At 48.7% G+C, this 22,299-nt stretch carries 19 protein-coding genes; 9 read left to right on the top strand and 10 right to left on the bottom strand.

Annotation, left to right across the window (positions count from 1 at the left end; all coding sequences use genetic code 11):
- Positions 1-614: 614 nt before the first annotated feature.
- From GQ671_RS00095 to GQ671_RS00085, 3 genes are all read right to left on the bottom strand, one after another.
- Positions 615-980, bottom strand: a complete 366-nt coding sequence (locus tag GQ671_RS00095) for a PH domain-containing protein (protein ID WP_160650763.1) — start codon at positions 978-980, stop codon at positions 615-617.
- Positions 981-1,071: 91 nt separating this feature from the next.
- A complete protein-coding gene (locus GQ671_RS00090; protein ID WP_160650760.1) occupies positions 1,072-2,046 on the bottom strand; it encodes an LLM class flavin-dependent oxidoreductase in 975 nt (324 codons plus the stop codon).
- A gap of 35 nt (positions 2,047-2,081) precedes the next feature.
- Complete coding sequence (locus GQ671_RS00085; RefSeq protein WP_160650758.1) at positions 2,082-3,860, bottom strand: SLC13 family permease; 1,779 nt, start codon at positions 3,858-3,860, stop codon at positions 2,082-2,084.
- A gap of 237 nt (positions 3,861-4,097) precedes the next feature.
- Between GQ671_RS00085 and GQ671_RS00080 the strand changes: the two genes are divergently transcribed.
- From GQ671_RS00080 to GQ671_RS00070, 3 genes are all read left to right on the top strand, one after another.
- On the top strand, positions 4,098-4,313 hold the full coding sequence (locus GQ671_RS00080) for a hypothetical protein (RefSeq protein ID WP_160650755.1): 216 nt from the start codon (positions 4,098-4,100) through the stop codon (positions 4,311-4,313).
- An 88-nt stretch (positions 4,314-4,401) separates the two neighbouring features.
- The gene (locus GQ671_RS00075; RefSeq protein ID WP_160650752.1) at positions 4,402-4,875 is read left to right on the top strand and encodes a glutathione peroxidase; all 474 of its coding nucleotides are present in this window, start codon (positions 4,402-4,404) and stop codon (positions 4,873-4,875) included.
- A 48-nt stretch (positions 4,876-4,923) separates the two neighbouring features.
- The gene (locus tag GQ671_RS00070; protein WP_246153060.1) at positions 4,924-5,544 is read left to right on the top strand and encodes a pyridoxamine 5'-phosphate oxidase family protein; all 621 of its coding nucleotides are present in this window, start codon (positions 4,924-4,926) and stop codon (positions 5,542-5,544) included.
- A gap of 148 nt (positions 5,545-5,692) precedes the next feature.
- Here the strand turns inward: GQ671_RS00070 and GQ671_RS00065 are convergent, their stop codons facing one another.
- Positions 5,693-7,141: a protein adenylyltransferase SelO gene (locus GQ671_RS00065; RefSeq protein ID WP_160650749.1), complete on the bottom strand. Its 1,449-nt coding sequence runs from the start codon at positions 7,139-7,141 to the stop codon at positions 5,693-5,695.
- A gap of 176 nt (positions 7,142-7,317) precedes the next feature.
- On the opposite strand from GQ671_RS00065, the gene GQ671_RS00060 reads away from it, so the two are divergent.
- The 6 genes from GQ671_RS00060 to GQ671_RS00035 all read left to right on the top strand — a co-directional run bounded on the left by GQ671_RS00060 (position 7,318) and on the right by GQ671_RS00035 (position 13,441).
- Complete coding sequence (locus GQ671_RS00060) at positions 7,318-8,502, top strand: M20 metallopeptidase family protein (protein WP_281354823.1); 1,185 nt, start codon at positions 7,318-7,320, stop codon at positions 8,500-8,502.
- A gap of 30 nt (positions 8,503-8,532) precedes the next feature.
- Positions 8,533-9,243 (top strand): DUF5058 family protein, encoded by a 711-nt coding sequence (locus GQ671_RS00055; RefSeq protein ID WP_160650746.1) that lies wholly within the window; start codon positions 8,533-8,535, stop codon positions 9,241-9,243.
- A 23-nt stretch (positions 9,244-9,266) separates the two neighbouring features.
- A complete protein-coding gene (locus GQ671_RS00050) occupies positions 9,267-9,995 on the top strand; it encodes a small-conductance mechanosensitive channel (RefSeq protein ID WP_246153058.1) in 729 nt (242 codons plus the stop codon).
- Complete coding sequence (locus GQ671_RS00045; protein ID WP_160650744.1) at positions 9,988-11,229, top strand: Zn-dependent hydrolase; 1,242 nt, start codon at positions 9,988-9,990, stop codon at positions 11,227-11,229. Before GQ671_RS00050 ends, GQ671_RS00045 begins: the two co-directional genes overlap by 8 nt.
- Before the next feature lie 581 nt (positions 11,230-11,810).
- Positions 11,811-12,878 (top strand): LLM class flavin-dependent oxidoreductase, encoded by a 1,068-nt coding sequence (locus GQ671_RS00040; protein WP_160650741.1) that lies wholly within the window; start codon positions 11,811-11,813, stop codon positions 12,876-12,878.
- Entirely contained in the window at positions 12,875-13,441 is a 567-nt protein-coding gene (locus GQ671_RS00035) for an NADPH-dependent FMN reductase (protein ID WP_160650738.1), read from the top strand. Before GQ671_RS00040 ends, GQ671_RS00035 begins: the two co-directional genes overlap by 4 nt.
- A 65-nt stretch (positions 13,442-13,506) precedes the next feature.
- Here the strand turns inward: GQ671_RS00035 and GQ671_RS00030 are convergent, their stop codons facing one another.
- From GQ671_RS00030 to GQ671_RS00005, 6 genes are all read right to left on the bottom strand, one after another.
- Complete coding sequence (locus GQ671_RS00030; RefSeq protein ID WP_160650735.1) at positions 13,507-15,111, bottom strand: metal ABC transporter solute-binding protein, Zn/Mn family; 1,605 nt, start codon at positions 15,109-15,111, stop codon at positions 13,507-13,509.
- Between the two features lie 185 nt (positions 15,112-15,296).
- Positions 15,297-16,034 (bottom strand): SDR family NAD(P)-dependent oxidoreductase, encoded by a 738-nt coding sequence (locus GQ671_RS00025; RefSeq protein WP_160650733.1) that lies wholly within the window; start codon positions 16,032-16,034, stop codon positions 15,297-15,299.
- 103 nt (positions 16,035-16,137) lie between these two features.
- On the bottom strand, positions 16,138-17,061 hold the full coding sequence (locus GQ671_RS00020; RefSeq protein ID WP_160650730.1) for an AEC family transporter: 924 nt from the start codon (positions 17,059-17,061) through the stop codon (positions 16,138-16,140).
- 26 nt (positions 17,062-17,087) lie between these two features.
- A complete protein-coding gene (locus GQ671_RS00015) occupies positions 17,088-18,101 on the bottom strand; it encodes a serine hydrolase domain-containing protein (RefSeq protein ID WP_160650728.1) in 1,014 nt (337 codons plus the stop codon).
- A 35-nt stretch (positions 18,102-18,136) separates the two neighbouring features.
- Positions 18,137-18,772 (bottom strand): pentapeptide repeat-containing protein, encoded by a 636-nt coding sequence (locus GQ671_RS00010; protein ID WP_160650725.1) that lies wholly within the window; start codon positions 18,770-18,772, stop codon positions 18,137-18,139.
- A gap of 102 nt (positions 18,773-18,874) precedes the next feature.
- Positions 18,875-22,299 (bottom strand): Ig-like domain-containing protein (locus tag GQ671_RS00005; protein WP_160650722.1); only part of this gene is annotated, 3,425 nt, incomplete at its 5' end.

Genomic DNA, 22,299 nt, shown 5'->3' with positions numbered 1-22,299 from the left:
TAAGAATTCCTGTGGGACACTGCACATATATCTATCTCGCAGTATATATTATTAGAATGAAGCTCCCTGCACCCTCCAGCACGCCTCCTCCCAATCGGTCTGGAACTTCATTTAATAATCATAAAGTGTAAAATACTTTCAGGCTATTTCTTGTTGAAACAACTGTTTCACATGCTTCTGCGGTAGCTTGATACCATTATATTACGGTAATGCTGGATATACAACAATAATTTATAAAATATTCTGAATGATTGAAATAATTACATTAATATACAAAATAAAAAATAAATAATGTGAAACTTTCCTTCCGTATACTGACAAACCACCTTATTCCATCTAATTAAAATAAATACAATATGCATTTATTATTTAAAATAGTGAATCGATAAATAGGATGATATCCTTCTTAGTCATATAAATATATGTATGCAGAAGATGCAATTGTCATTTATATTCATTCTATTCATAGTTCTTGCTGATCATACTAGATAATCTTCCTATCCTCTTCACTTACTTTTTAAAACCTGGTAATAATTACGGAAACAATTTAAGTGAAAAATTTCATCCGTAAGATAATGGAAAATCCGTCTTCCATTACTAAAGACGGATCAGAATCATAGTACAGCTTCAGCAATCAGCCGATCGAAGCGTCTGATATCGACCTTTTTTCCAAGATTGACCTTTATATGTCCTACTTTGGTCCATAACTCCACCTCAGCATTCATATCGAACATGCCGGCCGCATTTTCAGTCGACCACATATGTATTGAACTGTACGGCAGAGAATACATTTCCACCTTCTTGCCTGTCATCCCTTGGGAATCCCGGATGATCATCCGTTTGTCTGTAAATATCGCTGAATCTCTCAAAGTCCTGTAGGCTGCAATCGGCTGTTCACCATCGATAAGAATATCATCAATATCTTTTGGAATATCCGTTTCAAACTGCAGTGTCCATGCAAGTATATTACCAGCTTCCATAAATACCCTCCATTTATCATTCTTTTTCACTGTACTATAAAATATGATTATTCACACTGCTTCAGCTGATCTGTCAGATGTGATTCTCCGTCTACAAATAAATGCCGGCAAGCCGTTCTAATGACCGCTTCTTCTCTTCCCAGTCATGGATGTTGCACAACACGAGCCAGTCTTCACACTGGTATAGATTGCTGAAATGATCCAGTTCGGCTTTGACTGTCTCCGGTCCACCGATGATCATGCGCCTGCGATTGTTTTTAATTTTTTCCGCTTCATCTTCAGTCAATGTTCTGATTTTTTCCTCGGCTGCTTCCGATGTCGGCACCTGGCTGTCGAGCCCCTTTTCTACGTTCAGCAGCCAGATATCCTGACTTTGTGCCAACTGCTCAGCATGTCGATCATTTTTTCCGCAGATGATGAAGACACACGCCCGGGCAGACGATTCATTCATGAACCCGGGACTGAATGCATCCCGATATGTCTGGAACGAGGCGGCGCCGCGGTCCGGACGGATGAAATGGCCGAATACATAACCGATGCCGAGTAGTCCAGCAAGCAATGCGCTGTTTTCACCGAGACCAAGAGAATACAGTTTTGGCCTATCTATTGTACGGGGCGATGCACGCACCTTTGCGCTGCCATCCAGGTACTCTATCATATGCTTCAGCTTATCCGGATATTCCTCCATCTGGTTCGGCTTATCATCGGCGAGCAGCTTGCGGATGAACTCGCCACCGCCGGGTGAACGGCCCACTCCTGCCTCAACGCGACCCGGGAACAGTGATTCCAGCTGCGCAATCTGGGAGGCAACTTTGAACGCACTGTACTGTGGCAGCAGGATGCCTCCGCTGCCGACTTTCAGATTTTTCGTCCGACTGGCTACCGCAGCCATCATGATTTCCGGCGCGCTGGATACCATACCGCGTGTGGCATGGTGCTCTGCAAACCAGTACCGCTCGTACCCCAGTGATTCAGCCAGCTGTGCCATTTCAATCGTATGTGCTGCCGTTTCCTCAGCCGTCCTGCCTTTCGGCTTCGGCATCTGATCCAATATCCCCAGTTTCATTGCCTTCGATCCTTTCCTTCTCCGTATTATTTATTTCAGAACCATACTGCATGGATGATCAGCGTCGAAATGATCATGGTCATCAATGATAATGGTACACCAACTTTGATGTAGTCGGTAAACCTATAGCCGCCGGGACCGTAGACGATCAGGTTCGTCTGATAGCCGATCGGCGTGATGAAGCTTGCCGAAGCCGCGATTGCAATTGTGACGACAAGGCCCATATAGTCCATATCCATCTGCATGGCCATCTCCATCGCAATCGGGAACATCAGGACAGCGGCACCCGTATTGGTGATCAGCTCTGTAAAGATGTTCGTCATGATATACAGAATTGCGATGATGCCTATGGCACCAAGCGGTCTTGCAACCGCCAGCATGTTCTCAGCCAGAAACTGTGCAAGGCCTGACTCCGTCATGGCGGCTCCGACACCAAAGGCGCTGGCAATAAGCAGGATGACGTTGAACTGGATATAGCTCAGCACCTCATCCGCATCGATGAACTTGAACAGCATCAGCAGCACTACGGTGATCAGCATGGCCTCGAACATCGACAGTATGCCGATCGTGACGGAAGCGATCATGATCAGCAGCAGGGCAAGGCCGCCCCAACCTTTCGCACTACTCTGGTGCAATGCTTCCGGCGGTGCAAGCGACGTGACGACATAGAAGTCATTTTCATGCATATGCTGTTCCAGAAAGTTCTTTCCGGCAAGCAGCAGCACCGTGTCGCCAGGTTTGAATATGATATCGCCGACCCGGCTCTTTATTCTTTCATTATTCCTGTGCACAGCTATGACGCCCGCATTGTATCTCGTGCTGAAACGCGTGGATCTGACAGATTTCGATACCAGTCCCGACTGGTGGGAGATGACCGCTTCAATCAGCTCGAATTCGTCATCCATCAGACTATCAAGCGTCTGGTCGGTCCCGGTGATCAGCGTAATGCCCTTCTGCTTCTGCACAGCAGCAATGGTATTCAGCGTCCCTGAAAATAAAAGATGGTCACCCTCCTCGATCACAGTGGTCGGTGTTACCGGAAAGATGCGCGAGTCCCCTCTCAGAATTTCGATGATATATATGCCTTTCAAGGAAACATCGACAGCCTCGACCACCTGCCTGCCCACATGCTCGAATTCTTTCTCAATCACTGCCTCGGCGAGAAATTCCTTCACTTCTTCACGGATCTGCTCTTTCGCACCGAGTGTATCGGGCAGCAGTCTGTAGCCCAGCGTGAAAATATAGACCATGCCAGCGATCGCAATCGGCACACCGACAACAGTCAGCTGGAAGAAACCGAAGCCTTCACGACCCGACTGGATCAGGAGACCATGTACAACAAGATTCGTCGACGTTCCGATCAGTGTCATCGTCCCACCAAGTATCGTGACATAGGAAAGCGGGATGAGGAATTTAGACGGTGCGATGTCGTTTTTCTGGCACCATTTCTTGATGATCGGAGTCAGCGTCACAACGATCGGTGTATTGTTCAGGAACCCGGAAAAAAGTGCGACCGGCGCAAGCAATTTGATCATCGAGCGTTTCGGGCCCCTATGCTTCTTCAGCAGGCGGTCGATGTAATTTTCGATGATGCCATGCTTCTGTATGGCACCGGCTACGACAAACAGCAGCAGTACCGTCAGCATCCCCTCGTTGGAAAAGCCACTGAGCGTCTGATCCGTGGAAATGACGCCTGTCAGCAGGAAGACAACCAGAAAGAAGAAGACAATCAGATCCGCACGTGCAATTTCAAAAAGCAGCCCAAGCAGCATCAGCACAATCATCATGGCGACAAAAATCATCTCGGCCGTCATCAGCATCTCCCCTGTCTATTTTCCGAGTATTTAGAATATATCATAGCATAACAGCCGGTTCCCGGATAAGACTAAAATTCGAGCAATGTAATTTATTTTCTATAAATTTGAAATAATTCATATTGTAAAAAATCACCATGGAATGATTAAACACCCTGCAAATCGGTTATATATGACTATCACCATATAGAAGAATGTCTATATAAACACTTACTCATGCGAATAGGAGGCAGAAAAATGGAAAAGTATTCAAGCGAGCAGATTGACAGGCTGCTTGAACAGAAAAAGGAAAATAATCAGCTCAAAAGCCAAGAGAGCTGCACGCATAAGGATATTGTCAAATGCTTTCTTAATGGTAAGGCACACAAGTATGTATGCATGAACTGTGGCTATTCCAATAAAAGCCGTGCAGCCTTCTTCTCCTATCCCGAGTCCGACAGACAGATGGGATGACGAGATGATCCCGGGTGTAAGCCGAAATGATGGAGCTTGCGTCCTGGATTACATATAATATGAATATCATCCCTAAAGGAGCATTCGTATGAGTATATATGATATAAGTGTTAAAAAAGCGAACGGTGAAGCATATTCACTCGACAAGTACAAAGGCAAACCGATTCTGATTGCCAACACCGCAAGCAAATGCGGTCTGCGTGGACAGTATGATGAGCTGGAAACGCTCCATAAGGAATACAAGGAGCAGGACCTCGTCGTACTCGGGTTTCCATCCAACCAGTTCAACAATCAGGAGCCGGGCTCCGATGAAGATGCCGAGGAAGCATGCCGCATCAACCATGGTGTCACATTCGATATCCACGAAATCATCGACGTCAATGGTGATGACGCCCATCCCCTTTTCAAGCACCTGAGAAGTGAATCCAAAGGCATGATGGGAGATAAGATCAAATGGAATTTCACCAAGTTCCTCATCGATCGTGACGGTAACGTCGTCACACGTACGGCACCGACGACGTCTCCTTTGAAAATGAAAAAAGATATCGAAAAACTACTCTAGTCATACAGGTGAGCACACAATCTTTCAAGATTTGTGCCCACCTTTTTCATGGCTGCATTCAGAAAGGAAAGTAACATGTCTCAAGGAGAACGCAATCTTCAGTCGAAGTATGGCACAAAGCGGCGTGCCGAAGCATTCTATAATAACCAGGTGCTCGATCATCTGAATACGGATATGGCACAATTCATCTCGGAACAGGAGATGGCTTTTGTGGCTACATCAGACAGCGAGGGCAATTGTGACAACACCTTCCGTGCGGGCAACCCCGGATTTGTCAGGGTACTTGATGAACGCACACTGTTCTACCCCGAGTACCGTGGCAACGGGGTCATGGCCAGTCTCGGCAATATCAGCGAAAACCCCCATATCGGTCTGATGTTCATCGATTTCCATACCCACCATATCGGACTCCACGTCAACGGCACTGCAGAAATTCTGGAAGATGAATCGCTCGCATCACTCGGCATTGATGACGACACCATCCAGAGGCTGCAACAGGAAGAAGATGGCCGCGCCGAACGTTGGGTGGTCATCCGGGTGGACGAAGCCTATATCCACTGCTCAAAGCATATTCCCCATCTATTGAAGAAATCCGAAGTTGTCGACTGGGGCACAGATGATGAAAAGAAAAAAGGCGGCGACTTCTTTAACGTCAGACGAAGAAAATGAGGGTTGGATGGAATGTCGGTGCGTTATTGACACTCGCGGGCCGGACGAATGGCATCCCAAACCGGCCCCGTCAAATAAAAACCAGAACCCTGCACAAAAAGCGTATTCATCGAACCTGATGAATACGCTTTTCTTCATATAATATGCATCATGTGCCGCAGTACGTCATGTGCACTCTTTCTTCATCTTCCGGCGGCTCCTTGAACATTCTATCGTGCCCATCTTCAAACGGACTGCTCAGCACTTCAATCAGCTTGGATGCCTTGGTGAAGTCTCCGTTTTCGACTGCAGCATCCAATGCTTCTTCCACCAGATGGTTGCGCGGAATGACAGCAGGATTGACGCTGCGCATCTGTTCGTATGCCGATTCGACAGGGAGTCTCTGTGACTCCAGGCGCTCTTGCCACCTCTCATACCAGTTCTTGAATGCTTCGGTCGCGTATAGCGGCATATCTTCCAGTGCATCGAGCGACAGCATTCTGAATGTCTTCGTAAAATCCGCCTTATACTGATGCATCAGATCAAGCAGTTCGTTCGCCAGACTGTCATCAATTTCTTCTCCACCGACCAGTCCTATCTTTCTTCTCATGCCTGACTGCCAGTAATTATTATACAGCTTGCCGAAGTTCCCCAGGGAAGCTTGTGCAATCTTCATCGCTTCCTCCTTGTCATCATGGATCAGCGGCAGCAGTGTTTCGGCAAGTCGCGCAAGGTTCCATTGTGCAATGCCGGGCTGATTACGGTATCTGTAGCGTTTATTGACATCAATCGAACTGAATACGGTCTCCGGATCATACATATCCATGAAAGCACAAGGGCCATAGTCGATCGTCTCTCCGCTGATGGTCATATTATCAGTGTTCATCACACCATGAATAAATCCGACAAGCTGCCATCTGCTGATGAGTGCAGCCTGGCGGTCGATGACTGCATCGAGGAATTTCAGGTATTTGTCTGGCACTTCAATTTCGGGATAATGACGCTCCATGGCATAGTCGGCCAGCGTTCTGATATGAGACGCATCTTCCAGACGCGCTGCATATTCGAATGTCCCGACCCGCAAATGGCTTGCTGCCACCCGTGTGAGTACTGCACCCGGCAGCATGCGGTCACGGCTGACTGCTTCCCCTGTTGTTACCAGTGCAAGTCCCCGGGTCGACGGAATGTCGAGCGCATGCATGGCCTCGCTGATGATGTATTCACGCAGCATCGGCCCAAGTGGTGAACGGCCATCACCCATTCGGGAGAAGACTGTCCGGCCAGCGCCTTTCAACTGAATGTCCACACGCCTGCCCTCCGGTGTGATCTGTTCGCCGAGCAGGATTGCACGTCCATCACCCAGCATGGTGAAGTTGCCGAACTGATGGCCGGCATACGCCTGCGCAATCGGCAGTCCGCCATCCGGAATCCTGTTTCCAGAAAATACTTCACTTGATTCCAATTGGAGGTTTCTCGGATCCAGTCCAAGCGACTTTGCCAAATTCCAATTGAACAGGACGATCTCGGGAAACTCTGCAGTCTCCGGCTGCGTCTCTTTGTAGAACACATCCGGCAGGCCCGCATAGCTATGTTCCAATTGCCATCCACTTTCTTTCATATGATCCCTTCCCTTTGAAAATGCATGTATTATACCTTCATTCTACCAAATTCAAAACGTAATTCCCAATCGCATGGAATTCAGACGATGTATAAGAATACCTTACATGGATTTGACAGGCGCATTAATGTTGATTATTCTGAATAATATATTAATTCAGAAATGGAGATGATGTTTTGCAAGCACAACTTTTTGAACGTCTTGAAGCGCTCTATTCAGATATGGTTGATTTCCGCAGAGATCTACATATGTACCCGGAACTATCCCACCACGAGGTCGATACACCAAAGAAGGTCGCAGACTTCCTCACAGACCTTGGACTTGATGTCAGAACTGAAGTCGGTTCAAGGGGTGTTGTCGGCACTCTGAAAGGCGGGAAGCCGGGAAAGACGGTTGCACTGCGCGCCGACTTTGATGCACTGCCGATACAGGATGCGAAGGATGTACCGTACAAATCACGGATCGATGGCGTCATGCATGCATGCGGCCACGACATTCATACATCCGGACTGCTTCACGTTGCCAAAGTACTGAGTGAAAATAAAGCAGAGCTGCCGGGAACCATCGTGTTCATCCACCAGTTTGCTGAAGAAGTCATCCCAGGCGGTGCAAAATTCATGATTGAAGATGGGTGCATGGACGGTGTCGATGCAGTATTCGGTGCCCACGTCAGTTCGAACAATCCTTTAGGCACTGTCGGCTATCGCGAAGGCCCCGTCATGGCAAATGGGGATACTTTTGAAATCACCATCCAGGGGCGTGGTGGACATGCTGCTTCCCCCCATCTGACAGTGGATCCGCTCGCTATCGGTGGACAGCTGATGAGTTCACTCCAACAGATTGTCAGCCGTCAGACCGATCCTCTGAAATCAGCAGTCGTCACCGTCGCCTCCTTCAACAGTGGGGACAGTTTCAACGTCATTCCGGATTCTGCAACATTGAAAGGCACCGTGCGTACGTTCCAACCGGAAGTCCGTGACCATGTCCAGGCAAGGATCGAATCCATCACAAAGTCGACATGTGAAGGTTTCGGTGCGACAGCAACCGTAGATTACGTCAGAGGCTATCCGGCCGTCGTCAATGACCCAGCCGAAACCGCCCGTTATCGCCGGGTGGCTGAAACACTCTTCGGTGCCGACCATGTCTATGAAATGGCACCAATGATGGGCATGGAGGACTTCGCCTACTACTTGAAGGAAGCGCCGGGTTCATTCGCCTGGGTTGGTGGCGCGATGCCGGATGAAAGTGACATCTACCCGCACCACCATCCGAATTTCGACGTTCAGGAAGCAGCCATGCTCGATATCGGCAAGCTTTTCATCGCTACAGTGCTCGACTATATGAGTGAGGATGCTTCCTGACTGGGAGGTACATCATAGGAGGATTCAATTATGGGAGATATTCTACAGATTGCAAACAGTACGGTATTCTGGGTTTTCGCCTTCATCATCGTCGCCATTGTCGCCTTCCAGGCCATCGTATTCCTATGGATCGCCAGCCGTTCGGCTGGGGACGCGGGTATGAACCCGACTGAAGTAAAAACAGCCATCCGCGCAGGATTCATCAGTTCGATCGGTCCTTCATTCGGCATCGCCATCATACTCGTATCTCTCATCGCTCTGATCGGTTCCCCGATTACCTTGATGCGTGTCGGAATCATCGGTTCCGCAGCAACTGAATCCAGTGCCGCATCCATCGGTGCCTCGGCTTTTGGTGTGGAGCTTGGTGCAGACGCCTTTCCGATCGAAGCACTGGCCGCTGTCATGTGGACCATGTTCATCGGTGGCACAGGCTGGCTGATTGTTACAATGCTGTTCACCAAATCATTGGGTCGGACTCAAGAAAAGATCCAGAAGCACAACCCTAAAATCATGGCCGCCATCGCTCTTGCTGCCATGATCGGCGCCTTCGCCTATCTCGCCAGCCAGCAGATGATCACCAGTCTGAGCCATACCATCGCCGGTATTGTTGCGGTAGCTGCCATGATCGTCATGATGAAATATGCCGATCATAGAAATCTCAGCTGGCTGAAAGAATGGGCACTCGGATTTGCACTGCTGATCGGCATGACAACCGGTTACCTGACGACGTTCATTTTATAATAGAAGAAAAGAGGGGTTTTCCAATGAGTAATGCAGCTGAACAATCACAAGTCGTGCTGAATAACGCAGTGTCTGAAGCACCTGGAATCGCCGGATCATCATCAATGGATCTATTTTATCAACGGTCCCACTTCTGGGGCAGACTGACACTTTTCATCATCATTATCATGTCACTCATGCCACCACTTTATATTTCTTTTGTCATGGATGCCCACCCCGGCTGGGGTGTCATTGGTGCCGGCATTCTCGGATATGCATCATTCATCGGCATCATGTGGATACTGGAGCCGATCACCTACTACCCTACCCTTGGCGTCGCCGGTACATATCTGGCGTTTCTGACAGGCAATATCGCAAACATGTGCCTGCCCTGTTCTTCAGCAGCACAAAAAGCAGTGGGCGCAGAACCCGGCTCCCAGAAGGCCGAAGTGGCCGGCGTCTTCGGCATCGCCGTCGCTTCACTGACAAACATCATCATACTGGTCATCATGATTCTCGGCGGCACCTATTTCATTTCCATACTGCCGCCATTTGTAGAAGGCATGTTCGGCTTCGTCCTGCCCGCCATTTTCGGCGCAGTACTCGGCCAATTCGCCTACCGCACACCAAAGTACGGCATCATCGCACTGGTCATCGGTATGGCTGTGCTTTTCGCCCCGATCTTCAGCCTGATCAAAATACCCATCTGCGTCGCACTGACGATTGCAGTTGTGCTGTTCATGGAAAAGCAGAAAGGAAACTTGAATGGGTAGAATGATCAATGCATCAAGGCTATCGGAACGCATTCATACGCTGAGTGAAATCGGAAAAATTGAAGAGACGGGCGTCAACCGCCTGGCCCTGTCCGAATCATACAAGGCAGGCATGGATCTCGTACGAAAATGGATGGACGAGGCCGGGCTCGCTACCCGCTATGACAACTTCGGCAACCTCATCGGGCGTATTGAAGGAAAGAAGAAGGATGCACCTTCCGTCATGCTCGGTTCGCATATCGATTCCCAGCCCTATGGCGGTCGCTTCGATGGCACCATTGGCGTGCTTGGTGGGCTGGAAGCCGTCCAGACGATGATGGAGAATGGCATCGAGCCCGATGTTCCCATCGAAGTCATGTCGTTCTGTGATGAAGAAGGACACCGTTTCGGAGTCGGCCTGTTCGGCTCCCGGGGCATTACCGGACAGCTTGAGGCCGGTGAACTGGAACGTGCGGATAAGGATGGCATCACAAGGCGGCAGGCACTGATTGATTTCGGTGCTAATCCCGATCGGTTGGAAGCATCAGAATACGACCCTTCAGCCATCTCGGCTTATGTGGAAATGCATATCGAGCAGGGACCGAACCTGGAAGCAGCAGACCAGCCGGTCGGCATCGTCAATGGCATTGCGGGCCCAAGGTGGCTGACAGTTGAACTTACAGGTGTATCCGGCCACGCCGGTACAGTCCCCATGGAAAAGCGACGTGATCCGCTCGTTGGTGCTTCATATATCATTGCCGCTTTCAACGACCTCGTCCAGTCCGAAGCCGGTGCACCTTCCGTCGGTACGGTCGGCAGCCTCGAGGTATTCCCCGGCGGCCGCTCCATCATCCCTGAACGCGTTACATTCACCATCGACTTGAGAGACAGCGATCTGCAGAGACGCGAAACCTATGAAGCCGCTTTGAAAAACATCATCGAAAAGATTGCGCTCGACCACAATCTCGAATACACCATCCACGACGACGGTGGCACCTCCCCAAAGGATGCGAGCGACAATATCATACACATTATGAAAGAGGAAAGTGAGTCACTCGGACTTACACCACCGGTGCTGATGAGCGGCGCATTCCATGACGCCAGCAACATGGCAGATATTTGCGACATGGGCATGATCTTCGTCCGCTGCAAAGAGGGCATCAGCCATAACCCAGCCGAGTACGCTTCAGATGAAGACATTGCGACAGGCACCGAGCTGCTTTATAGAACCATGTTGAAACTGGCAGAAAAATAAAATATACATTCCCTCCACTGCTCCAATTTACGTTCGTAGTTGATACGAGTGTCAGTTGGAGCTTTTATTGACGTTCGTCCGGAGTACTGATGCCCGTTCGATTCCCAATTTACATTCACCCAGACACTCAGTGCAAGTTGGGCCTCCAATTTGCATTCACTCAAGCACTCAGTGCAAGTTGGGCCTCCAATTTGCATTCACCCAGACACTCAGTGCAAGTTGGCCCTCCAATTTGCATTCACTCAGGCACTCAGTGCAAGTTGGCCCTCCAATTTGCATTCACCCAGGCACTCAGTGCAAGTTGGACCTCCAACTTGCATTCACCCAGACACTCAGTGAAAGTTGGACCTCCAATTTGCATTCACGCAGACACTCAGTGAAAGTTGGACCTCCAATTTGCATTCACGCAGACACTCAGTGCAAATTAAACACGTCAAATCCCCAGACACCCCCGATTAAAATCAGTCCTTGGCAGTATTTTCAGCCGCATACACTCAATTCCGAACGGATTATTTCTCATTTCATCGGATACAATACATAATGGAATCAATACATTCTTGTTAGACGAAAGGAAGACTTCCATGGAACAATTTCGCATCCAGAAAGACAACGGATTAGAGTTTGGTCTCTACACGCTCGGCGACCATCTTGCGAATCCGAATACCGGCCAGCGGATATCTGCCCAGCAGCGCCTCAATGAAATCATTGAACTTGCCAAACTGGCGGAAGAGGCGGGCATCGACTTCTTCAGTGTCGGGGAAAGCCACCAGGAGTACTTTACAACACAGGCACACTCTGTTGTACTCTCGGCTATTGCCCAAGCGACTGAAAAAATAAAAATCTCCAGCTCCTCCACCATCATCAGCACACTTGATCCAGTACGTGTATATGAAGACTTCGCCACCATCGATCTGATTTCAAATGGTCGGGCGGAAATCATTGCCGGAAGGGCCTCCAGGATCGGCCTGTTCGACCTGCTCGGCTACAGTCTCAATGACTACGAGGCACTGTATGAAGAGAAGTTCGATCTGCTGCTTAAAATAAATGAAAATGAAGTCATCAACTGGGAAGGCGAATTCCGTCCCCCACTGAAAAATGCCAAAGTTCTCCCCCGCCCGCTCAATGGCAGTCTGCCGATATGGCGTGCTGTCGGTGGACATTCAGCGAGTGCCATCAAGGCCGGCGCCGCAGGGGTACCGATGCAGATTGCGATGCTTGCCGGTCCGACTCAGAGTTTCAAGGAGTCGATTGATATGTATCGTGAAGCGGCGAGGAATTATGGGCATGACCCCGCACAATTGCCTGTTGCCACCGCTGGATTCTTCCATATCGCAGAAACCACCCAGCAGGCGCAAAAGGAAGTGTACCCCCATATCAACGAAGGCATGAAACTGACAAACGGTGCCGGTTTCCCGAAACGCGGATTTGCGATGGGCGCGGACAGACGCAATGTGCTCAACGTCGGCAGCCCGCAGGAAGTCATCGAGAAACTCCTCTATCAGCATGAACAATTTGATCACCAGCGCTACATCGCCCAGATGGACTTTGGCGGCGTGCCATTCGATCAGTTGATGCGCAATATTGAATGGATAGGCAATGAAGTGCTCCCGGCCATCAGAAAACATACAAAGAAGGAGATTGACCAATGAAGATTGTAGGACTCTCAGGCTCGAATATCGGATCGAAAACACGGACTACCATGAAATATGTATCAGAAAAACTGACCAGCCAATACCCGCACGTCGACTGGAACTTCATCGACCTTTCGGACTACACGCTCGAATTCAGTGATGGCCGCAACTATATGGATTATGAGGGCGACACCGGATACATCGCAAAAACCATCATGGAAGCGGATGCCATCATTATCGGCACACCCATCTTCCAGGCTTCCATCCCGGCCACATTAAAGAATGTTTTCGATCTTCTGCCGATCAATGCACTTTCAGGAAAAATCGTCAGCTTCTTCGTCACCGCCGGCACATCGAAACACTTCCTCATCCCTGAAACCCAGCTCAAGCCCATCTTGAGCTACATGAAGGCGCAGACAGTCAGCACCTATGTATTCATTGAGGAGAAAGACTTTCTGAATAAAGAAATCATCAATGACGATGTACTGTTCCGACTCGATGCCCTGGTCGAAGATACGGTCATGCTGACGGACACGTATCAGCGGATCCGCAGTGAGAAGGAATCGATGTACGACTTCTAGCATCAATCAATAAAAAATACACCCCGGACGCTGGCTTAAGTCAGCATTCAGGGTGTATTTTTGTTCTAGTGTGCAATCATTTCTTCAGCAACTTCGTCGCCGGAAAGATCGGATGGATAGTACGTCGGCCAATGATCCATTTCTTCAAGCAGTGTGTCATTGTCGTCTCCCATATAGATATGGAAGTGATAGCTGTCCATAGGAGAGATACCATGATCACTGAACTGGATAACGCGTGGCAGATCTTCATCTGCTTCTTCAGGGTTTTCCAGTGTGAAAATAAATCTGACGCCACGGTTGCCCGCCTCATACTCAAGAATTTCGTAGCCTTCACTGACATAAGTACCAGTATGGGATTCGCCATTCTGATGGAAAGTCATTTCTGAATCCGTAATCTCGATGCGTTCCACATCCGTCTGGTATCCAGTTGTGTAGTATTCCTTGTACTCTTCGGCTGTCATGTCCCCTTCTTCAGCCTTGTGTTCGAACACTTCGTCCAAAGTACCATCTTCAAGGTAAGGATAGACGGACTGCCAGTCACCTGACCAATCGGACAGTTCACGGTCTTCGACCTGTTCGTCTTCGAAATATCCATTATAGACATCTTTGTCGATATGGGCATGTCCATGGTCGTCATGGTCATGATCGTGGTCGTGATCATGCGAATGCGCTTCTGCATTCTCTGCCAATTTCTCAGCTTCCGCTTCATTGTAGTCATTCAGTGCCTGATCCAATACTTCGATGTTGCCTTCCATCAAGGACTGATAGGTCGCATCATTATTGTCTTCATCAATAATTACTGCGAGGTTATGGAACTGCATTGGTTCAATATCCGCTTCGTTCTGAATCGTATCTGTCAGATTGGAGGAAATATTCTGTTCCAGGAGCAGATACTTCGCGCCGTCGGATTCAACGCCTTCCAGGATACGGATAAGTTCCTGCTGTGAAGGCTCTTCGTTATTGATGCCTGAAACGCCTACCTGCTGGAAACCATAACGGTCGGAAAGGTACCCGATGGATTCATGTGAAATATATACATTTTCAACCGGTGTATCCGCTGTGACATCCTGCAGTGAACCATCTATACCTGCAAGGTCTTCTTTAAGTGCCTCTGCGTTGCTCTGGAAGTTCTCTGCATTATCCGGATACATCTCACTCAATTTTTCTTCAATACTATCGACCATGCTACTTGCAATGACCGGATCCAGCCAGACGTGGGGATCCATGCTGCCATGGTCATGGCCATGATCTTCACCTTCATCGTGGTCGTGATCATGAGCAAACTCGAGCAGCTGATCTGTATTCTGAACTGCTTCCAGACTTTCAGTCTGATCGTCAATTGTATCCAGGATGCTTTGAGATACTGTATCCAGCTCTCCATTTGTCGTTATGAATAGATCACTTTCTGCAAACTTGATCATATCCTGCTGAGTCGGTTCGAATGTATGTATATCCGTACCATTCGGGTAGATGGATTGAACATCTGCAAAGTCACCTGTAATCTGTTCTGTCAGACTCTTAAGTGCAAAGACAGTCGTATAGATGGTTGCTTCCCCTTCAGCAGAAGTACCTTCTGTGTCAGTATCTGCTGAATCGGTTTCTGCGCCGCCACCACAGGCAGTCAGAAAAAGCAGCATCAATCCGAAAAGGCCAAAATAGAGCTTCTTCATAAATAATATCCTCCTTGGGTCAATTCGTAATAGTTACGCTTTAAAATTATAGTCGTAATCGTTACGTTTTGCAATAGGTATTATGAACTTTCTCTAAATTTTATTGATATGGAAGAAATGCATACTAAAAATGCACCGGAGCGATTCGCTCCGGTGCATCTCTCAAATATATGGCATCTCGTCCATTATTGGGCAGTATAGCCACCATCGACGAGAAGTGTGGTTCCTGTAGTGAATTCATTTTCGGCCAGGAAAATGACCGCATGCGCTATTTCATCAGGCTGACCAAGTCTGCCGATCGGATGTTTGTCGACGAGGTTGTCATAGTAGTCACCCAGAGCATCTCTGTTGACCATGCCGGATTCGACGTAGCCCGGTGCGACGGCACTGACGCGGATATTATCTTTCGCATACTGCAATGCTACGGATTTCGTCATCAGATTGACAGCACCTTTGGATGCATTGTATGCAAATGCCGTCGGTTCACCGACACTACCGAGGATGGAAGCTGTATTGATGATTGCACCGCCACCGACCTTCTGCATTTCCGGAATTGCATGCTTGGAGCCGAAGAATACACTGTCCTGATTGACTTTGATCACCTTATGATAATCTTCATAGGACAATTCGTGTGTCTCGCCCTGTATACCGATACCAGCATTGTTGAATATGACATCCAGGCGACCGAACTTTTCAACCGCCGTTGCAACGACGTTTTTAACCTGTTCTTCTTCAGATACGTCCACCTTTTCAAATAGTACATCTCCGTATTGGGAAAGATCCTCTGCTGCCTTGCTGCCAGATTCCTCGTTGTAGTCCGCTATGACAACTTTTGCGCCTTTTTCAAGGAACGCCTTCGCTGTCGCGAGACCGATACCTGAACCGCCACCTGTGACAATTGCAACTTTATCTTTAAGATCCAAATTCATTTCCTCCTTTGATGACTATGGATGTTTCATAATACATATACCTCAAAAAAACGGGAATGAAACGATACAGATGTGTCCGATATAAGGCCGAATCAATCTAGAACAGCTGCATGGACAGATAGATGACGAGTGTCACTGTAATACTGCTGAGTATGGTCGAATAAAGCACGACCTGGGCATGCAGTTCCGGTTCGACATCGTACTCGAGTGCCAGTGTCGCAGTATTTCGTGATGTGGGAAACGCACTGGCAATAAATAGAGACTGCGCGATGACACCGTCGATGCCAAGGAGCAGTATCAGCACCAGGGCAACTACAGGTCCGATGACCAGGCGCCCGAGGGCGCTCCATGCGATGACCCTATGAAAGGAGCGGATCTCGATCTGGGCCAGCTGCATGCCAAGAAGCAGCAGAGCCAGTGCCGCAAACCCCCCAGCCAGCTGTTCAATCGGCACCATCATGAATCGCGGTACCTCTGCTTGGAAGCCTTTTAAAATGAAGGCTGCGACCAGTGCGTATATGACAGGCAGCCGCAGCAGTTCACGCATCACTTCCACCAGTGATTTTGAACTCGACCTCAGATTGTAGAGTCCATATGTAAATGTCAGCAGATTCTGGACCACGAGCACAATGATCTGGACCGACACGCCGACCGGGTTGGCACTGAAGACAAGCTGGCTGACCGGCAGGCCATAGTTGCCGGAGTTCATCAGTGAAATACTGTTTTTAAGTGCCGCCTGCTCTCCGCCCTCCAGTCCCAGAAAGCGTGACAGCAGTTCACCGAAGACAATGATCACGCCGACAAACAGGACCAGGTACAGAACAAGCTGTCCCAGCAGACCCATATCTATTTCCGCCTCATACAGATTCAGAAACACAGCAGAAGGGAGAAAACAGTATGTCAGAAGGTTGGCAATCGGTCTCAGCCTGAATTCGAATTTCTTCTGAAGCAGGACACCGATGACGAGTAGAACCAGCAGAGGCACAATGACCTCAAGAAATATCAGAGAGATATAAGTCATATCATTCTCCTTTCAAAGCACGTTGACTAGATTTTATTATCGTCCATTACATCTTCAATTGTTTCCATGATGTCATATGCACCTTCAGACTGGTTGGCGCATACAGTCAGACGCGTCTTCGATCCCGGATAGTATGCAGAGTGGAAACTGACTCCCGGATCATATCCCATCACGTGATACTTTTCGATCGTTTCCGCCTTTTTATCAATCCAGACACCATATCCATAAAAACTGGTATCATCTTCCTGCGCATGAGGTTCAAGCAGAAGCGCGGTATACTCCTGATCGAGAAGCATATTGGCCATCAGCGCCTCCCATAGGCGGTCCATATCATCCACTGTAATGAATGCCCCACCATCAGCCCCGCCTTTGACCGGCAGGGAATAGATATTGCTTTTCCATGATCCGTCCTCAAGCTCAATGTAGCCTGTAGCCACATTCCCCGGCAATTGATCAAACGAGAAATAGCCTGAGCTGTTCATGCCTGCACGACTGAAGACGTACTTCTCAACGTAGTCTTCAAATGCCATTCCGCTCACCGACTCGACAACCAGGCCGAGAAGAATATAGCCGGCATTATTATAATGAAATCTATCTCCGGGAGAGAACTTCATCTTTCTGTCGTCAAACAGTGGAATAAAGTCCTTTAAGCTTCTCAGACTGTACATGGGCGTATCATCCCACAATGCTTCAAAATCATCCATTTCATCCTCATCAAAATAGTCCGGAACACCTGAGGTGTGTGTTAAAAGATGGTGGATGGTGATGGAATCATCAAAATGTGGAAACTCAAAATCAAGGTATATCTCAAGCTTCCCATTCAAGTCCAACTGCCCCTTCTCTGCCAGTTGACTTACAGCGATTGCAGTAAAAAGCTTGCAGCCGGAAGCGATGCCGAACCGCGTTTCCACATTATTGCTGATTTTATTTTCACGATCAGCATATCCATATGCCGCACGGTATTCCGTATTCTCCCCCTTTGCAAGAACAGCACCTGAAAAATCAATCTTATCCTGAACTGCTTCAACCTGTTTCTTCATGTCGCATCCCCTTTTCACAATTTATACGCAACAGCTTAGTTTTTGACAACCAGTCCAAGCATCGATGCAAATTGAATCAACTGTGTACTCGATACAATACAGCCTTCCAAATCTTCCTTTTTTATGTCGAAAGTCTCGAAATGAGAAGTGCTGATATCTATTCCGTTGAGCGATGTATCAATAAATCTGGCCTCATCCAGCTCACAGTCATCAAATACAACCTTCTTCATTTTGCAATCGAAGAAATCGGTACTTCCCATCCTGCAAGTTTCAAAAAGTATATTTTCGAGTTTACCCTCCGACATCACTGCCAGATTCAGAATTGATTCTTTAAATAGCAGGTTTTTGATTGAACATTCATCAAAACGGCTGCCGACGAGCTTGCAGTTGATGAATTCCACTCTGTGGATGGATGCTTTGGAAAAATTGACGTTCGACAGATCGCAGTCTACAAAACGGACATCCAGCAAATCTGTATCCGTGAAAGTACTCTCTGAAAAATTGCATCCTCTGACGACAGAACCGTGTATTTTCAGACGATCCATCGTCCCGTTAGCAAATTCAGAATCAATCACTTCTCGATTTTCCAGCATATGATCTTCATCCAGGAAAATATGGTTGAACTTGGCCTGTTCCAGACTGGCTGATAGTTTGGGCGGAATTCGCTTCATTAAAACATCTCCTTCATAGACTTATTATACCTTAACCCTTCATTCTTTTTCAGATAGAAAAAAGCCTGGACTTTATAAGTCCAGGCTTTGCAACAATGAATATTAGATCTTTCTTCTTCTGAAGAATGCGAGTGCACTCCCAATGACAACAAGCATTGTTGCCACTATGCCTACAGGTGCTGCTGCAACCCCTGTATTCGGAAGCATTTCGCCACCCGTCTTATCAATCGCATCAGAATCAGTCACCTGTCCGGAACCGGAAGTGTTATTATCAGATCCTGTCACCTGTTCATCCGCAGGGACTTCCACTTCAATACCTTCACTGACGTTGCCCGAAGTATCCTTAGCTTTCAGAACAAGTACATCTCCAGGGTCGACGACATCACTCGGTACTGTGAATACGAATGTGCCACTTCTATCTGTAGTGATGGTATGAAGCGCCTCACCATCAGGTCCAAATAGCGTAATGCTGCCCGGCTCATTGACTTCGCCTTCGATCGTGTAGCCGGTTGAAGAATTACCTTCGATCGTTACATCACCAATCGTTGGTGGTGTGATATCATCAGTTTCTCCGCCGCCGTCAGAATCCGAGTCACCTTCACCCGGAACTGCCTGATCAGCAGGGACTGTTATAGTGTCTGGGTCACTAACATTGCCTGCATCATCAGTTGAGATGACAGTAAGCTCTTCACCTGGCGCTACATCTTCAGGAGAGACACCTGCGTTGAAGTTACCATTGTCGTCCGCTGTATCCGTACCAACCACGTTACCATCACTATCTATAACAGTTACAGTGGATCCAGGTTCCGTATTACCTTCGACTTCATAGCCATCTTCGCTATTGCCATCGATAGTTACATCACCGAGTTCTGGTGCAGTTGTGTCACCATCACCATCTGCATCGGTGTCAGCATCGGCATCGGCATCTGCGTCTGTATCAGCATCCGCATCGGTGTCAGCGTCAGCATCTGCATCTGCGTCGGCATCAGCATCGGCATCTGCGTCTGTATCAGCATCCGCATCCGCATCGGTGTCAGCGTCAGCATCTGCATCTGCATCTGCATCGGCGTCGGCATCTGCATCTGCATCGGCGTCGGCATCTGCGTCTGTATCAGCATCCGCATCGGTGTCAGCGTCAGCATCAGCATCGGCATCAGTATCGGCGTCAGCATCCGCATCGGTGTCAGCGTCAGCGTCTGCATCTGCGTCAGCATCCGCATCGGCATCAGCATCCGCATCGGCATCAGCATCCGCATCGGCATCAGCATCAGCATCAGCATCGGCATCAGTATCTGCGTCGGCATCTGCATCTGCATCGGCATCAGTATCTGCGTCGGCATCAGTGTCGTCTAATGGAAGTACAGTGATTGCAGAGGTCTCACTCACTTTGTCATCAAGAATCTGAAGGAGCGTGATTTCTGTACCCACTGGAAGTGTTTCATCCAGTTCGATTACAAAGTCACCATCATTTTCTCTCTCAACAACAGTGCTGAATAGAGTGAATGGGGCACTTACTGTAGTAGAACCAACTTCTTCACCATCTACAAATGCTATTACTTGTGAACCGATGATTCCTTCACCAGTTATTGATGTTTCATCTTCATAGATACTGGATGCGCTCGGAGCTTCCAGTACAGTGATTGGAATAGTTACCACTTCAGGGTCACTTGCATTTCCTGCTTCATCAATAGAAACCACTGAGATATTCTCATCTTCATCTACAATGTATCGACTGAAGTATTGTATAAATTCCCCATCAGCGTCTGCAACTGTTCGTGCTACTTCCTGACCTGCTTCGTTAGTGAATACTAACGTACTTCCAGGCTCAGTAGTTCCAGAAATATTGTAACCGGCAACATAGTCCCCCTTCACTTCTACATCCTGTAGTTCAGGAGCAGTGACATCAGCGTCGGCATCTGCATCAGCGTCAGCATCCGCGTCGGCATCTGTATCAGCATCGGCGTCAGCGTCAGCATCCGCGTCGGCATCTGTATCAGCATCGGCGTCAGCATCAGCATCCGCGTCGGCATCTGTATCGGCGTCAGCATCAGCATCCGCGTCGGCATCTGTATCGGCGTCAGCATCAGCATCCGCGTCGGCATCTGTATCAGCATCTGCGTCGGCATCTGCATCTGCATCTGCATCTGCATCTGCATCTGTATCATCCGGATCTTCCGGTACAGTTACAACTGCTGGTTCACTCTCATTGCCAGCGTCGTCCGTTGCGACAACTGTCAGATCTTCGCCTGGTACTACAGTGTCAGGATCAATATCGACAACAAATGTACCGTCATCACCTGCTACCCCTGTGCCGACTTCGTTGCCATCGACATCGGTTACCGTAACCGCTGCGCCTGATTCTGTCGAACCAGTGACATCGTAACCGTCAGTGCTATTACCATCAATCGTCACGTCACCGAGTTCCGGTGGAGTAATGTCCCCTTCATCCGGATCTTCCGGTACAGTTACAACTGCTGGTTCACTCTCATTGCCAGCGTCGTCCGTTGCGACAACTGTCAGATCTTCACCTGGTACTACAGTGTCAGGATCAATATCGACAACAAATGTACCGTCATCATCTGCTACCCCTGTGCCGACTTCGTTGCCATCGACATCGGTTACCGTAACCGCTGCGCCTGGTTCTGTCGAACCAGTGACATCGTAGCCGTCAGTGCTATTACCATCAATTGCCACGTCACCGAGTTCCGGTGGAGTAATGTCCCCTTCATCCGGGTCTTCCGGTACTGTAACACTCAATGGATCACTGATGTTACCAGCGTCATCAATTGCCTGCACCGTCAGGACCTCTCCAGGTACAACCGTATCCGCTGCGACGTCCACCGCGTAGGTGCCATCATCAGCGATAACACCGGTACCTACCTGGTTGCCATCAGCATCGGAGACAATTACATCATCACCCGGCTCAGCTCCAGCGCCAGTGACTGCATAGCCATCTGTACTGTTGCCAACAATATCTGCAGAATCAAGGACCGGTGCAGTGACATCCGGGTCTTCCGGTACTGTAACACTCAATGGATCACTGATGTTACCAGCGTCATCAATTGCCTGTACTGTCAGAACTTCGCCAGGCACAACAGCGTCACCGGCCACATCCACAGCGTAGGTGCCGTCTTCAGCGATGATGCCTGTGCCAACCTGATTGCCGTCAGCATCGGAGACAACCACATCGTCGCCCGGTTCAGCGCCTGTTCCAGTGACTGCATAGCCGTCTGTGCTGTTGCCTGTGATGTCAGCCGAGTCAAGAACTGGAGCTACATCATCGACATCTTCCGGTACGGTGACATTCAATGGGTCACTGAAATTACCAGCGTCATCGATTGCCTGTACTGTCAGAACTTCACCAGGAACAACGGCATCTGCCGCAACATCCACAGCGTAAGTGCCGTCTTCAGCGATGATGCCTGTGCCAACCTGATTGCCGTCAGCATCGGAGACAACCACATCGTCGCCCGGTTCAGCGCCTGTTCCAGTGACTGCATAGCCGTCTGTGCTGTTGCCTGTGATGT

Origin of the sequence: Salinicoccus hispanicus (genome assembly GCF_009831115.1) — a bacterium.
GTDB lineage: Bacteria > Bacillota > Bacilli > Staphylococcales > Salinicoccaceae > Salinicoccus > Salinicoccus hispanicus.
The sequence above is the reverse complement of the archived record's forward strand: the minus strand, read 5'-3'. Positions and strand labels throughout refer to the sequence as shown.

Excerpts from the sequence above, each read along its gene's own strand:
- GQ671_RS00095 (WP_160650763.1), bottom strand. The coding sequence starts at position 980 with ATGGAAGCTGGTAATATACTTGCATGGACACTGCAGTTTGAAACGGAT.
- GQ671_RS00090 (WP_160650760.1), bottom strand. The coding sequence starts at position 2,046 with ATGAAACTGGGGATATTGGATCAGATGCCGAAGCCGAAAGGCAGGACG.
- GQ671_RS00085 (WP_160650758.1), bottom strand. The coding sequence starts at position 3,860 with ATGACGGCCGAGATGATTTTTGTCGCCATGATGATTGTGCTGATGCTG.
- GQ671_RS00080 (WP_160650755.1), top strand. The coding sequence starts at position 4,098 with ATGGAAAAGTATTCAAGCGAGCAGATTGACAGGCTGCTTGAACAGAAA.
- GQ671_RS00075 (WP_160650752.1), top strand. The coding sequence starts at position 4,402 with ATGAGTATATATGATATAAGTGTTAAAAAAGCGAACGGTGAAGCATAT.
- GQ671_RS00070 (WP_246153060.1), top strand. The coding sequence starts at position 4,924 with ATGGCTGCATTCAGAAAGGAAAGTAACATGTCTCAAGGAGAACGCAAT.
- GQ671_RS00065 (WP_160650749.1), bottom strand. The coding sequence starts at position 7,141 with ATGAAAGAAAGTGGATGGCAATTGGAACATAGCTATGCGGGCCTGCCG.
- GQ671_RS00055 (WP_160650746.1), top strand. The coding sequence starts at position 8,533 with ATGGGAGATATTCTACAGATTGCAAACAGTACGGTATTCTGGGTTTTC.
- GQ671_RS00050 (WP_246153058.1), top strand. The coding sequence starts at position 9,267 with ATGAGTAATGCAGCTGAACAATCACAAGTCGTGCTGAATAACGCAGTG.
- GQ671_RS00045 (WP_160650744.1), top strand. The coding sequence starts at position 9,988 with ATGGGTAGAATGATCAATGCATCAAGGCTATCGGAACGCATTCATACG.
- GQ671_RS00040 (WP_160650741.1), top strand. The coding sequence starts at position 11,811 with ATGGAACAATTTCGCATCCAGAAAGACAACGGATTAGAGTTTGGTCTC.
- GQ671_RS00035 (WP_160650738.1), top strand. The coding sequence starts at position 12,875 with ATGAAGATTGTAGGACTCTCAGGCTCGAATATCGGATCGAAAACACGG.
- GQ671_RS00030 (WP_160650735.1), bottom strand. The coding sequence starts at position 15,111 with ATGAAGAAGCTCTATTTTGGCCTTTTCGGATTGATGCTGCTTTTTCTG.
- GQ671_RS00020 (WP_160650730.1), bottom strand. The coding sequence starts at position 17,061 with ATGACTTATATCTCTCTGATATTTCTTGAGGTCATTGTGCCTCTGCTG.
- GQ671_RS00015 (WP_160650728.1), bottom strand. The coding sequence starts at position 18,101 with ATGAAGAAACAGGTTGAAGCAGTTCAGGATAAGATTGATTTTTCAGGT.
- GQ671_RS00010 (WP_160650725.1), bottom strand. The coding sequence starts at position 18,772 with ATGAAGCGAATTCCGCCCAAACTATCAGCCAGTCTGGAACAGGCCAAG.